Consider the following 13,404-nt stretch of genomic DNA (forward strand, 5'->3'; position numbering starts at 1 on the left):
TTCTTTGGCGCTTGCGGCGCCCAGGCACGCACCTCGCGGCAGCGGAGGAACGGCCACGATGGAAAAGCATCGAGGCCGCTCCTCCGCCACCGCGAGGTGCGTGCCTGGGCGCCGCAATCACTCAAACAACCTCCGACGCGGGGCACTAGCATCGGAGCGTGCCGTCTCTGAGCGATGTGGCCCGGAACCACACGACCCTCGACCAGGCTGACCTGGACCGGCTGCAGCTGCTCGTCTCTGACTGGCAGATGCTGGCCGACCTGTCCTTCGCCGACCTGGTCCTCTGGCTGCCCGACACCGAGGGGCTCGGGTTCTGGGCCGGTGCGCAGATGCGGCCGACCACCGGGCCGACGGCGTACCTCGACGACATCGTCGGGAGCTTCATCCCGCGCGGCCGGCGGCACCTGCTCGACCAGGCGTACGACGGCGGCCGGATCTGCCGCGAGGGCGACCCGGAGTGGCGCGACGACGTACCTGTGCGGGTGGAGACGATTCCGGTCCGGCGCGGATCGCGGGTGATCGCGGTGATCGCCCGGAACACCAACCTGCTCGGTGTCCGGACGCCGTCGCGGCTGGAGATCGCCTACCTGCAGAGCGCGACCGACCTCGCCCGGATGATCACCGACGGCGTCTTCCCGTACGGCGGCGAGCGGCTGCTGTCGACCACTCCGCGGGTCGGGGACGGCTGCATCCGGGTCGATCGGCACGGGATGGTGACGTTCGCGAGCCCGAACGCGTTGTCGGCGTACCGGCGGATGGGGCTTGTGACCGATCTGGTCGGTTCGCGGCTGAAGGACGTGACCGCGGACCTGCTGCACAACGGCCTGAAGGTCGACGACGTGCTGGCGTCGGTGGTGACCGGCCGCGCGGCCAAGGAGATCGAGATCGAGAACCCGCAGGCCACGCTCTTCCTGCGGGCGATCCCGCTGCGTGCGGACGGCGCCCACACGGGTGCGCTGATCCTGCTCCGCGACGTCACGGAGCTGCGCAGCCGGGAACGGGAACTGGTCACCAAGGAGGCGACCATCCGGGAGATTCATCATCGCGTCAAGAACAACTTGCAGACAGTCGCCGCGTTACTCCGGATGCAGGCCCGGCGGATCACAGTCCCCGAAGGCCAGGCGGCGCTGGCCGAAGCCGTACGGCGGGTCGGCTCGATCGCGATCGTCCACGAGACCTTGTCGGAGTCCTTCGACGAGCACGTGGACTTCGATGACGTGGCGGACCGGGTGGCGGCGATGGTCGCGGACGTCTCCACGGTCGCGACGTCGGTGGAGACCCGCCGCTCCGGCTCCTTCGGCGTACTGGACTCCGAAGTCGCGACTCCGCTGGCGATGGTCCTGACCGAACTCATGCAAAACTCGGTCGAACACGCCTTCGCCACCCGCGACGGAGGTGAGGCCCACGGGACTATCGACTTGATCGCGGAGCGCTCGGTCGGCCGCCTCCACATCACCGTCATCGACGACGGCAAAGGCCTACCACCCAACTTCGACTCCGAACTGTCGGGCAATCTCGGCCTGTCCATCGTCCGCACGCTGGTCATCGGCGAACTGGACGGCACCCTGACCTTCGGCCCCCGCCACGACACCCACCCCGGCACCCAGGTAACCCTCGACATCCCGGTAAAAGACTGACGGATACCCCCTCGCGGTGCTGCGCGGTCGCACGTCGTCGCTGCGCTCCTCCTCCGCGCCCGCTACGCGCCGCCCCACCCCACCCGTCTTCTTCCGGGCTGCCGCCCGGGGGTTTCCGGCTGGCGCCGGGGGTGGCTCGCTACGCTCGCGGGTTGCGGGCTGCCGCCCGCGGGTGAGGGCCCCGGGCTGGCGTCTGCTCGTAATCAGACGAGTGGTGACGGGTGAGGTGGTTCGCCACGCGGGGTGCTGCTCTGGCGCTCGGGGCCTGTCGCCAGCCGAGGGGTTAACCCTTCAGATGAGCCGTTCACCCTTCGTGTACCAGGGGTGAACCGACCACTCGAGAGGTTAACCGTACGAGTGACCACGCCGGCTGCAGCTGTGGAGTTGTAGGCGGCCGACTCGGCTGGAGGTGCATCACAGCACCACGCACCACCGTGCGCTCACTCACGGACGCCAGCCCGGAGCACTCACCCGCGGGCGGCAGCCGGCAACCCGCGGCGACAGCCGCGAGCAAGCGAGCGCCAGCGAGCCACCCCGGCGTCAGCCGGAACCCGCGGCGTCAGCCGCAACCCGCGAGCGCCAGCGAGCCACCCCGGGCGCTAGCCCGGAAGAGGAGGGGTGGGTGGGGCGGCGCGTAGTGGGTGCTGTGAGGAGCGCAGCGACGAATGGCGCCTGCGGAGCACCGCGAGGGGTGTACTCACCCGCGGGCGGCAGCCCGCAAACCCCCGGCGCTAGCCGGAAACCCCCGGGCGGCAGCCCGGAAGAAGACGGGTGGGTGGGGCGGCGCGCAGCGGGCGCTGTGAGGAGCGGAGCGACGAATGGCGCCTGCGGAGCACCGCGAGGGTCCGCCGTACCAGCTGCACCCGCGAATGTAGAAACAGAAAGGCCCCGCGGGAGCCCGCGGGGCCTCGGAGAGGACTTGTTCAGGCGGTGCGGATGCGTTGGCGGGCGTTGCGGCGCTTGAGGGCGCGGCGCTCGTCCTCGCTCAGGCCACCCCAGACACCGTGGTCCTGGCCGGCTTCCAGCGCCCACGCGAGGCACTGTTCACGCACGTCGCAGCGGCGGCACACCTGCTTGGCTTCCTCGATCTGCATGATCGCGGGGCCGGTGTTGCCGATGGGGAAGAACAGTTCCGGGTCCTCGTCGAGGCATACGGCCCGGTGGCGCCAATCCATGGCGGATCCCATCTCTCTCAGTAGTTGTCGTACGCTGTCGGTCAGTTCTGTGCCCGATCAGCGGGTGCTGTACTCGTGTGGTTCGTTGTCGCACTGGGGGGTCTTGAAGTGCGGCGCGTTGTGAACGCTTTCACGAACGTCACCATGTTCCCAATCTCAGCTGAGTGAAACAAGGGTTCTGGAGTTGTCGATCAGATCACAACACTTCCTTAACACTACGGACCGACGCAGAGCGGTTCTCCCCGTCCGGTAACCGGACAGAGGGTCCCATCTGCAATCGCCCGTTCACTGCAGGTAACCGTTCCAACCACCTTTTGGTTACGCACAACCTCGATTCCCTGTTGGGCCGAGGTCCCACGCGCCCGTCCGGAAACACGGCCGGCGCAGGTGACCACCCGTGTACCCAAAAGACCCCGGACTAGAGCACTAAGCTGGCGAAGTGCCGACCGACACCCCAGCTGCCGCCGTTCCGAGACCGCTCAAGTTAGCCGCGGCCGTGGTCGCTGCGGAAGGCCTTGTGCTCGTCGTTCTTGGAATTGCCGAAGCATTTACGATTCACGGCGACCGGCTCGTGCTCGGACTGACCACAACTGCGTTCTTCGTGGTGTACGGCGCAGCTCTGGTCCTGGTCGCGTTCCGCGGGTTGTGGCATGCCGCTCGCTGGAGCCGTGGGCCGACAGTCTTCACCCAGCTGATCCAGCTGCTGGTTGCCTACAGCTTCTGGGGCGGGTCGACCAAGGTCGTTGCCGTCGCCCTCGCAATCGCGTCCCTCGCGGTGCTGATCTGCGTGTTCCAGAAGGCTTCCACCGAGGCTCTCGCCGGCGATCGGGCCGACGACCACCCGGTGCTGTAGCTCCTACTCCTTCAGGAGTCCGGCGCGCAGCTCGGTCAGGGTGCGGGCCAGCAGGCGGGACACGTGCATCTGCGAGATGCCGATCTCCTCGGCGATCTGGGACTGCGTCATGCCGCGGAAGAAGCGCAGGGTGAGGATCCGCTTCTCGCGCGTGTCCAGCTGTGCCAGCAGGGGTTTCAGCGACTCCCGGTACTCGACGCTCTCCAGCGCCTCGTCCTCGCCCCCGAGCCCGTCCAGCACTGTCGTGGCGTCGGTCTCGTTCTGGTCCGGTGCGTCCAGCGACAACGTGTTGTAGGCGTTCGCGGACTCCAGGCCTTCGATCACGAGGTCCGGCGACAGGCCGAGCCGCTCGGACAGCTCGGCGACGGTCGGTGCCCGGCCGAGCTCCTGAGTCAGCTCCGCGGTCGCCGCGGTCAGCGACAACCGCAGCTCCTGCAGGCGTCTGGGCACCCGGATCGCCCAGCCCTTGTCCCGGAAGTACCGCTTGATCTCGCCCAGGATCGTCGGGGTGGCGTACGTCGAGAACTCGACGCCGCGATCCGAGTCGAAACGGTCGATCGCTTTGATCAAACCGATGGTTGCCACCTGCACCAAGTCGTCGTACGGCTCGCCGCGGTTACGGAACCGGCGGGCCAGGTGCTCGACGAGCGGCATGTGCAGGGCCACGAGCCCGTCGCGGGCCAGGGTGTGTGCGGGGTCGCGCGGCCCCGGGGCGGCCGCCATCGCCCGGAACAGCGTGGCCGTCCGGGTCCGTAGATCTGGAGACTCCTGAGCTGCGCCCAGGACCTGTTCGTCAGTCACGCGGTCTCCGTGGCGGTGGCGGTCGCCGTCACGGTGATGGTGAGTCGGCCGTCGAGGGTCTCGGCGGCCGCCGACTCGACCAGCGCGGTCAGGACGGTCCAGCCGAACGAGTCGGTGTCCGGGGTCCAGCCGTTCGCGACGACAGCGCTGGTACGCACGGTCAGCTGCGGCGGGGCGATCTCGAACACGCACTCCAGGACGCCGTCCTCGGCCTCCGGCAGCAGCAGTGCGCAGGCCTCGTCGACCGCGATCCGCAGGTCGTCGATCGCGTCCAGGGTGAAGTCGTTCCGGGCAGCGAGGTTGCCGACCACGGACCGCGGTACGGCGATGTAGGCACTGTCCGCCGGGATGCTCAAGCGGACCTCGGCAGATCGTCCGGTGCTGCTCACATCGTCTCCTCGCAAATAGGCCCGTACGCCGTAAACATCATCCAACAGTGCTTTCGGCCGGGCCTTCGGCACCGGCGTGGTCATGGGGCCGCGACTCCCGGCCTTCCCTCGTCGCTCCGGTCGCTGCGCTCCCTCCGCTCCTCAGTCCAGGCCCCTATCGCGTCATCAGGCGTGTTCGTGTTCCGAACGGAGCCTGGTGAGGAACGTCTTGGTGCGCTGGTGCTGGGGGTTGCCGAGCACCTGCCTGGGTGGGCCGGCCTCGACGACGACGCCGCCGTCCATGAAGACCACGGTGTCGGCGACGTCCCGGGCGAACGACATCTCGTGGGTGACGACGATCATCGTCATCCCGTCATCGGCCAGCTCCCGCATCACCGCGAGCACCTCGCCGACCAGCTCCGGGTCCAGCGCGGACGTCGGCTCGTCGAACAGCATCAGCTTCGGCTGCATGGCCAGCGCACGCGCGATGGCGACACGTTGCTGCTGCCCGCCGGACAGTTGCGCGGGGTACGCCGCACACCGCTCGCCGAGCCCGACCCGGTCGAGCAGCTCCTGCGCCCGCCCCCTCGCGGTCTTCCTGCTCTCGCCCTTGACCTGGATCGGCGCTTCCATCACGTTCTCGATCGCGGTCTTGTGCGGGAACAGGTTGAACCGCTGGAACACCATCCCGATCTCGCGCCGCTGGGCCGCGATCTCCTTGTTCTTCAGGCGGTACAGCTTGCCGTCGCGTTCGGCGTACCCCATCAGCTCGCCGTCGACCCAGATCCGGCCGCCGTCGATCGTCTCCAGCTGGTTGATGCAGCGCAGGAACGTGGTCTTGCCCGAACCCGACGGCCCGAGCAGGCAGACCACCTGCCCGCGCTCGACGTCGAGGTCGATGCCCTTGAGCACCTCGTTGTGGTGGAACGACTTCGTCACGTTGACCGCATGGACGAGGTTCATCTACGCACCTCCCGCCCCGGCCGGGCGGGTGGCCCGCGGTGCCTTGGTCGTCCCGAAGCCGCGGCCGAAGTGCCGCTCGAGGAAGTACTGGCCGACCATCAGCACGCTGGTCGCGGCCAGGTAGTACAACGTCGCCGCGACCGCGATCGGGAACGTCTTGTAGTACGTGCTCCCGATCGACTGCAGCTGGTAGAACAGCTCGCCGATCACCGGTACGGCGAGCAGCAGCGAGGTGTCCTTCAGCATCGCGATCGTCTCGTTGCCGGTCGGCGGCACGATCACCCGCATCGCCTGCGGCAGCACCACGCGGCGCATCACCTTGCCCCGGCTCATCCCGAGCGCCTCGGCCGCCTCGGCCTGGCCGCGGTCCACGCTCATGATGCCGGCGCGGGCGATCTCTGCCATGTACGCCGCCTCGGACAGCCCGAGCCCGATCACACCGGCGGTCAGGCCGGTGAACACCTGGTTGGCGTCCAGGTTCAGGAACCGCCAGTCACCGGACAGCCCCAGCCAGTCGATCAGCTTCCAGTCGAACGGGACGCCGAACGAGACACCCTGCGGGAACAGCACCCCCAGCGTGCCCATCGTGAACAGCAGCAGGTACCGCGGGACGCTCCGGAAGAACCAGGTGAAGACCCACGAGGCCCCCGACAGGATCGGGTTGTCCGACAGCCGCATCACCGCGAGCAGCACACCGCCCGCGACGCCGACGATCATCGACAGCACGGTGACCAGCAGGGTCCCCTTGAGGAACCCCTTGATCACCGGCTGCTGGTTCATCGCCTGGAAGACGAAGCTCCAGTCGAAGGCCTTGTTGGTCACCAGCAGGTGGACCAGCATCCCGACCAGGACGACGATGATCGCGATCGCCACCCACCGCCCGGGGTGCCGGACCGGGACGGCGTTGATCGCCCCCGGCCGATCGGGTACTGCGTCCGTCGACCGGGCCTCGGTGGTATCCGTACTCATCCAAACCTCACGGGTTCACGGCGAAATCGGTGATCGCACCCGAGTCGTTGTTCCACTTCTGCAGCGTGCTCTTGTACGTGCCCTCGGTGTTCAGGGCCTGCAGCGCGTGCACGATCGCCTGCGCGAACGCGGTCTCCGCCTTCGGTACGACGTACCCGTACGGCGCGGCGTCGTAGATGTCACCGAGCTGCTCGAGCTGGCCGTTGGTCTGCTTGATCGCGTACAGCACGACCGGGGAGTCGGCCAGCATCGCGTCGGCCTTGCCGCCGACGAGGTCCGCGGTCGCCTGGTCCTGCTTCTCGCGGACGACGAGCTTGATCTCCGGCTTGCCGGCGGCCTTGCACGCGGCCTGCCGCTTCGGCATGTCGTCCTCGAGCTGCGTCGTACCCTTCTGGACCGCGACGGTCTTGCCGCACGCGTCGTCGGCCTTGATGCCCTTCGGGTTGCCCTTCGCGGTCGCCCACAGGGTGCCGGCGTTGAAGTAGCTGACCATGTTGACCTGCTGCTTGCGCTTGGCGTTGATCGTGAACGACGAGATGCCCAGGTCGTACTTGCCGCCCTGGACACCGGTGATGATGGTGTCGAAGCCGGCCGGCTGCCAGTCCACCGTGACGCCGAACTTCTGCGCGACGGCGTTGAACAGGTCCACGTCCATGCCGACGACGGTCTTGCCGCCCTGCAGGAACTCGTTCGGCGGGTAGCTGGCGTCGACACCGACGGTGATCTTCTTGGCCGCCTTGACCTTGGCCGGGAGCGCGCCGCTCAGGTCCGGTCCGCCGGTCGACGGGGTCCCCGACGATGACGACGAACTGTTCGTGGGTGCGCTGGTCGACCCGCCCTCGAGCGAGTTCGAGCCACAGCCGGCGGCGGCCAGAACCAGGACGCCGGACAACACGAGCGTCCTCCGCAGGACAGCCATCTAGTCCTCCAAAACCGGGCGCCGAACGGTCCCGGCGCCGTGTGCCCGCATCTTGACACAGGCCACCCTCGATGACTGACGCACCGACCCCGAATGGAGACCTTTTCGTTGTGGTAACAGCGTGTCACGCTGCGGCCCGTCGATCACCCGGGCACGCAGCGTGACGACTCAGGTCGGCTCGACGTGGGTGGGGTCGAGGACCCGGCGGAGGAAGGTGCGAGTGCGCTCCTCCTTGGGGTTGCCGATGACGTCGGCGGGTGGGCCCTGCTCGACGATCACGCCGGCGTCCATGAAGACGACGCGGTCGGCGACCTCGCGGGCGAAGGCCATCTCGTGGGTGACGACGAGCATCGTCATCCCGTCGAGCGCCAGTTTGCGCATCACCGTGAGGACGTCGCCGACGAGCTCCGGGTCGAGTGCCGAGGTGGGCTCGTCGAACAGCATCAGCGCCGGGTCCATCGACAGCGCCCGGGCGATCGCGACGCGTTGCTGCTGACCGCCCGACAGCTGGGCGGGGTACGCCGTGACCTTGTCGCTCAGGCCGACCCGCTCCAGGTTCGCGCGGGCGGTCCGGTCCGCCTCCTGCTGGCCGCGCTTGAGGACCGTGCGCTGGGCGACCGTGCAGTTCGCCAGCGCGGTCAGGTGCGGGAACAGGTTGAACTGCTGGAACACCATCCCGATCTGCTGCCGCGCCGCGTCCAGGTGGCAGTCCGGGTCGGTGATGTCCTCACCGCGGACGAACACCTGTCCCTGCTGGGGTTTCTCCAGCAGGTTGACGCACCGCAGCAGCGTCGACTTGCCCGAGCCGGACGGTCCGATCACGCAGACCACCTCGCCCTGCTCGACCGTGAAGTCGATCCCGCGCAGGACGTGGTTGTCGCCGAAGGACTTGTGCAGGTTCTTGATCTCTACCAGTGCCATCAGCGCGTCCTCGCCGTTCTCGCCTCGAGCCGCCGTACCAGAATGCCCAGCGGGAGCGTGATGATCAGGTAGCAGAAGCCGGCCGTGATCAGCGGCGTCAGGTTCGACTCGCTGTTGGCCAGCTCCCGGCCGAAGCCGGTCAGCTCGTTGCCGCTGGTGGAGACGCCGATGATGAAGACCAGCGAGGAGTCCTTCACCAGCAGGATCAGGTCGTTGGTCAACGGCGGCAGCACGATCCGGAACGCCTGCGGAAGCACGATCTTCCGCATCGCCACCCCGGCCGGCATCCCGAGCGAGCGGGCCGCCTCGATCTGCCCCCGCGGTACCGCCTGGATCCCGGCCCGGATCACCTCGGCCATGTACGCCGCCGCGACGATCCCGAGCGCCAGCCAGACCACGCCGTACGGGTCGAGCGGAACCGTCATCCCCTCGAACGCCAACGGCAGCAGGCTGAACGCGATGAACACCACGATCGCCGGCAGCCCGCGGAAGAACTCGATGTACGCCGTCGCCAGCCACCGGTACGGCCCGACCGAGCTCAGCCGCATCAGCGCCAGCACGGTCCCCGCGACCAGGCCGAGGACGAACGCCCCGGCCGTGTACTCCAGCGTCTTCAGCAACGCCTGCGGGAGACCCTCGGTCAGCGCGGTCTTGATCAGCTCGGGCCGGAAGAAGACGTCGCCGATCTGTTTCCAGTTCGCCGCGAACACCGCGAGCAGGACCAGGACGACGAGTACGCCGTACTGGACGATGCGCCACCGCTGGGCCCGTTGCCGGGGGCTGAGCCCCGGCCGGGAGGCAACGGTGGTCCGGTCGGTCGCGCTCACTTCTTCGGCTCGGTCTTGAACCACTTCTTGTAGATCTCGTTGTAGCTGCCGTCGGACTTCGCCTTGGTCAGCAGCTGGTTGAACTTCTCGACCAGCTTGGTGCCGCTCGGGTCGTCCTTCTTCGCGGCGAAGCCGTACTGCTCACCGGTGTTGAACTCGGCCGCCACGGTGGTGTCCGGGTTCTCCGAGACGAACGGGTAGAGCACGCCGTTGTCGTTGATGCCGGCGTCGACGCGGCCCGACTTCACGTTGTTGGTCTGCAGCGTCAGGTCGTCGAACGTCACCACGTCGTACCCGAACTCGGCCTTGTGCGCGTTCGCGTAGTCCTTGCCGGTGGTGTCGGCCTGGACGCCGATCTTCTTGCCCTTCAGGTCGGCGAGCGACTTGTACGGCGAGTCCTTCTTCACCAGCAGCACTTGGGTGGCGTCCATGTACGGGTCGGTGATCGCGAGCGCCTTCTGCCGGTCCGCCCGGATCGTCATCGCGCCCATGCCCATGTCGCACTTCTTCGCGGCGAACGCGGCACCGGAGGTGATCTGCGACCACTCGATGTTCACCACCTCCTGCTCGATGCCCAGGTCCTTGGCGACCAGGTCGAGCAGGTCCACGTCGAAGCCGACGACCTTGCCGCCGTCCTTGTACTGGAAGGGCTTGTACGGCAGGTGGGTGCAGACGGTCAGCTTGCCCGGCTTGACCAGCGTGATGCCGGCCGCCTTCGCCTTGTCTTCGGACCCGCCGCTCTTGCTGTCGCCGCTGCCGCAGGCGGACAGGCCAAGGGCGAGCACGACGGCCAGGGCAATGGCCGCGCGCGTCGTGCGGGGAGTGGGGACGATATTCATCGCGAGTTCTCCTCGGCAGGGGTTGTGAATCCCCGAATCCTGGCACATGCCGGTGCCGTGTGGGCCCCCTCACAGCAGACCAGTTGGCCCTGTGGTTTACTCGTCCGCACGGGCGATCCCCTGCTACTCGAACATTTTCCGCTGACATTTCGAAAGGGCACTGATGGTCGCCCAGCCTGCTGAGTCCCCCGTTTCCGGCCCCACTGCGCTTGATCCATTTGGCGGCGATGCAGTCTTCGAGCTGCACCGAGGTGGGAAGATCGAGGTCACGTCCTCGGTCCCCGTCCGCGATGCGGACGATCTGTCCAAGGCCTACACGCCGGGCGTCGCGCGCGTCTGTACGGCGATCGCCGAGGACCCGTCGCTGGTCCGCCGGTACACCTGGAAGTCCAACGTGGTCGCGGTCGTCACCGACGGCACCGCGGTGCTCGGACTCGGTGACATCGGCCCGGCCGCGTCGCTGCCGGTGATGGAGGGCAAGGCCCTGCTGTTCAAGGAGTTCGGCGGCGTCGACTCGGTGCCGATCGCGCTGGACTGCACCGACGTGGACGAGTTCGTCGAGACGGTCGCGCGGATGGCGCCGACGTTCGGCGGGATCAACCTCGAGGACATCTCCGCGCCGCGCTGCTTCGAGATCGAGCGCCGGCTGAAGGAACGGCTGGACATCCCGGTCTTCCACGACGACCAGCACGGTACGGCGGTCGTCGTACTGGCCGCGCTCCGCAACGCGCTGCGGGTCACCGGGAAGTCGATCTCCGACATCCGAGTGGTCATCTCCGGCGCCGGCGCGGCCGGTGTGGCGTGCGCGCGGATCCTGTTGCAGGCGGGGGTCGGTGACCTCGCGGTGGTCGACAGCAAGGGGGTCCTGCACGAGGACCGCGGCGACCTGAACCCGGTCAAGCTCTCCCTGGCCCGCGACACCAACACCGGCGGTCTGTCCGGCCGCCTGGTCGACGCTCTCGAGGGTGCCGATCTCTTCCTGGGCGTCTCCGGCGGCACCGTCCCCGAGGAAGCCATCGCCCGGATGGCCGACGACGCGATGATCTTCGCGCTGGCCAACCCGAACCCCGAGGTCCACCCCGACATCGCCCACCGGCACGCCGCGGTGGTCGCCACCGGCCGCTCCGACTTCCCCAACCAGATCAACAACGTCCTGGCCTTCCCCGGCATCTTCCGAGGCGCCTTCGACGCCAACGCCAGCCGCATCACCGAAGGCATGAAACTCGCCGCCGCCGAAGCCCTGGCCGACCTCATCCCCCCAACGGACCTCCGCCCCGACTACATCATCCCGTCCCCCTTCAACACCCGCGTCGCCCCAGCCGTCGCCGCCGCAGTAGCAGTCGCCGCCCAATCCGACGGCGTAGCCCGCCCCTGACCCACCACCCGGCCCGCCCTCGCCGCCGCCCGCCGCCCGCCGCCACACGAGGGGATATCCCCTCCCGTTGAGCCTTCTCCCCTGGTATGCGAGGGGAGAAGGCTCAACTCAAGGGGTTCTCCCCTCGTGTGGCGGCGGGCGGTGGCGAGGGCGGGCGCGGGCGCGGGCGGGCGGTGGCGAGGGCGGGCGAGGGCGGGCGGGTGGCGTGAAGTCGGTAACTGACGGGCGCGGGGTCACGGCCTAGGGTGGGTCGCATGCTTGCTGCTTATGCCGCCAAGTTTGACGCCGACGATCCGGTAGCTGCGTTGGAGGTGGGGGAGCGGCCGGACCCGGAGGTGCCCGAGGGGTGGGTGACCATCGATGTGAAGGCGACCGCGCTCAATCATCACGATCTTTGGTCGTTGAAGGGGGTTGGGCTGGCTGAGCAGAACCTGCCGATGATCTTGGGGTGTGACGCCGCCGGCGTGGACCCCGACGGCAACGAGGTGGTCGTGCATGCGGTGGTGTCGGATCCGGCGTGGAAGGGTGACGAGACGCTGGATCCGAAGCGGTCGTTGCTGAGTGAGCGGTACCAGGGCACGCTGGCGCAGAAGGTCGCGGTGCCGGCGCGGAACGTCGTACCGAAGCCGGCTGGGATGAGCTTCGAGCAGGCGGCGTGTCTGCCGACCGCGTGGTTGACGGCGTACCGAATGCTGTTCACGCAGTCCGGCCTGAAGCCCGGCGACACCGTGCTCGTGCAGGGTGCCGGTGGTGGCGTAGCGACGGCGCTGATCACGCTGGCCCGGGCCGCGGGGATCCGCGTGTGGGCCACGAGCCGGGACGAGGGCAAGCGCGCCAAGGCTGTGGAGATCGGCGCGCACGAGGCGTTCGAGTCCGGCGCGCGGATGCCGGAGCGGGTCGACGCGGTGATGGAGACGGTCGGGCAGGCGACCTGGTCGCACTCGCTCAAGTCGCTCAAGCAGGGCGGCACGCTGGTGATCTCCGGCGCGACCAGCGGCCAGGCGCCGAAGTCCGCCGAGCTGAACCGGATCTTCTTCCTCCAGCTCCGCGTCCAGGGCTCCACCATGGGCACCCGGACCGAGCTCGCCGAGCTCGTCCAGTTCATGGCGAACGCCGGCATCTCGCCGCACATCGACTCCGTCCTCCCGCTCGCCGAAGCCCGCGACGGCTTCGCGAAGATGAACGCGGGCGACGTCTTCGGCAAGATCGTCTTTACTGTCTGAGTGCAGCAGCCCGAGATCAGACTGGCCGGGGTCGAGGACGCCGAAGCCGGCGCATGGTGCCACCTGCAGTGCTGGCAGGAGGCGTACGCCGACCTCGTCGAGCCGGCCAAGCTGGCGGAGCGTACGGCGGACATCCCGACCCGCATCTCGCGCTGGTCGCAGGCCGCGCGCGAGGGTCGTCAGCGCTGGATCGCGCTGAACCCTGACCCCGCGGCCGAGGTCCGGGACCGGGTCGTGGGGTTCGTCGCGATCCGGCCGAACGATGACGAGGACGCCGTCGTACCGCTCGAGGTGCAGGCGATCTACGTCCGGAAGGCGTGGTGGAGCACCGGGCTCGGGAGCCGGCTGATGGAGGTTGCTACCGGCAACCAGCCGGCCAGTCTGTGGGTGCTGGAGGGGAACGAGCGGGCGATCCGGTTCTACCGCCGGCAGGGGTTCAGCGCCGACGGCGTGGTGTCCGGAGATCCGTTCTTCGGGGTGAACGAGCTGCGGATGGTCCGGACCCGGATGTTTCACGCCTGAAACAAAGGTGTC

Annotated in this window: 14 protein-coding genes; 5 read left to right on the forward strand and 9 right to left on the reverse strand. The window is 68.4% G+C overall.

Translation table 11 applies throughout. The features are described 5' to 3' along the window. The first annotated feature begins 158 nt into the window (after positions 1–158). Positions 159–1,637 carry a sensor histidine kinase gene (locus AB0E69_RS40025; RefSeq protein WP_360159335.1) on the forward strand — a complete coding sequence of 493 codons (1,479 nt, stop codon included), beginning with the start codon at positions 159–161 and terminating at the stop codon, positions 1,635–1,637. 923 nt (positions 1,638–2,560) lie between these two features. Here AB0E69_RS40025 and AB0E69_RS40030 read toward each other — a convergent pair. Next, entirely contained in the window at positions 2,561–2,812 is a 252-nt protein-coding gene (locus AB0E69_RS40030) for a WhiB family transcriptional regulator (protein WP_130383822.1), read from the reverse strand. Positions 2,813–3,329: 517 nt separating this feature from the next. Here AB0E69_RS40030 and AB0E69_RS40035 point away from each other — a divergent pair. After that, entirely contained in the window at positions 3,330–3,665 is a 336-nt protein-coding gene (locus AB0E69_RS40035; RefSeq protein ID WP_360159338.1) for a hypothetical protein, read from the forward strand. A 3-nt stretch (positions 3,666–3,668) separates the two neighbouring features. Here the strand turns inward: AB0E69_RS40035 and AB0E69_RS40040 are convergent, their stop codons facing one another. From AB0E69_RS40040 to AB0E69_RS40075, 8 genes are all read right to left on the reverse strand, one after another. Further along, entirely contained in the window at positions 3,669–4,466 is a 798-nt protein-coding gene (locus tag AB0E69_RS40040) for an RNA polymerase sigma factor SigF (protein WP_360159341.1), read from the reverse strand. Then, entirely contained in the window at positions 4,463–4,855 is a 393-nt protein-coding gene (locus AB0E69_RS40045) for an anti-sigma regulatory factor (protein ID WP_360159343.1), read from the reverse strand. Before AB0E69_RS40045 ends, AB0E69_RS40040 begins: the two co-directional genes overlap by 4 nt. A gap of 165 nt (positions 4,856–5,020) precedes the next feature. Continuing rightward, on the reverse strand, positions 5,021–5,797 hold the full coding sequence (locus AB0E69_RS40050) for an amino acid ABC transporter ATP-binding protein (protein WP_360159346.1): 777 nt from the start codon (positions 5,795–5,797) through the stop codon (positions 5,021–5,023). Continuing rightward, on the reverse strand, positions 5,798–6,766 hold the full coding sequence (locus AB0E69_RS40055) for an amino acid ABC transporter permease (protein ID WP_360159349.1): 969 nt from the start codon (positions 6,764–6,766) through the stop codon (positions 5,798–5,800). A gap of 7 nt (positions 6,767–6,773) precedes the next feature. After that, a complete protein-coding gene (locus AB0E69_RS40060) occupies positions 6,774–7,685 on the reverse strand; it encodes an ABC transporter substrate-binding protein (RefSeq protein WP_360159352.1) in 912 nt (303 codons plus the stop codon). A 168-nt stretch (positions 7,686–7,853) separates the two neighbouring features. Next, positions 7,854–8,606: an amino acid ABC transporter ATP-binding protein gene (locus tag AB0E69_RS40065; RefSeq protein ID WP_360159355.1), complete on the reverse strand. Its 753-nt coding sequence runs from the start codon at positions 8,604–8,606 to the stop codon at positions 7,854–7,856. Further along, positions 8,606–9,433, reverse strand: coding sequence for an amino acid ABC transporter permease (locus AB0E69_RS40070; protein ID WP_360159358.1), 828 nt, complete (start codon positions 9,431–9,433; stop codon positions 8,606–8,608). The genes AB0E69_RS40065 and AB0E69_RS40070 overlap by 1 nt, the downstream gene beginning before the upstream one ends. Then, complete coding sequence (locus tag AB0E69_RS40075; protein ID WP_360159361.1) at positions 9,430–10,272, reverse strand: ABC transporter substrate-binding protein; 843 nt, start codon at positions 10,270–10,272, stop codon at positions 9,430–9,432. Before AB0E69_RS40075 ends, AB0E69_RS40070 begins: the two co-directional genes overlap by 4 nt. 163 nt (positions 10,273–10,435) lie before the next feature. Between AB0E69_RS40075 and AB0E69_RS40080 the strand changes: the two genes are divergently transcribed. From AB0E69_RS40080 to AB0E69_RS40090, 3 genes are all read left to right on the forward strand, one after another. Beyond that, positions 10,436–11,647 (forward strand): NADP-dependent malic enzyme, encoded by a 1,212-nt coding sequence (locus AB0E69_RS40080; protein WP_360159364.1) that lies wholly within the window; start codon positions 10,436–10,438, stop codon positions 11,645–11,647. Between the two features lie 254 nt (positions 11,648–11,901). After that, positions 11,902–12,870, forward strand: a complete 969-nt coding sequence (locus tag AB0E69_RS40085; protein ID WP_360159367.1) for a zinc-binding dehydrogenase — start codon at positions 11,902–11,904, stop codon at positions 12,868–12,870. Further along, positions 12,871–13,392, forward strand: a complete 522-nt coding sequence (locus AB0E69_RS40090; RefSeq protein WP_360159370.1) for a GNAT family N-acetyltransferase — start codon at positions 12,871–12,873, stop codon at positions 13,390–13,392. The last annotated feature ends 12 nt before the right edge of the window (positions 13,393–13,404 follow it).

Source organism: Kribbella sp. NPDC026611, assembly GCF_040638345.1.
Lineage (GTDB): Bacteria > Actinomycetota > Actinomycetes > Propionibacteriales > Kribbellaceae > Kribbella.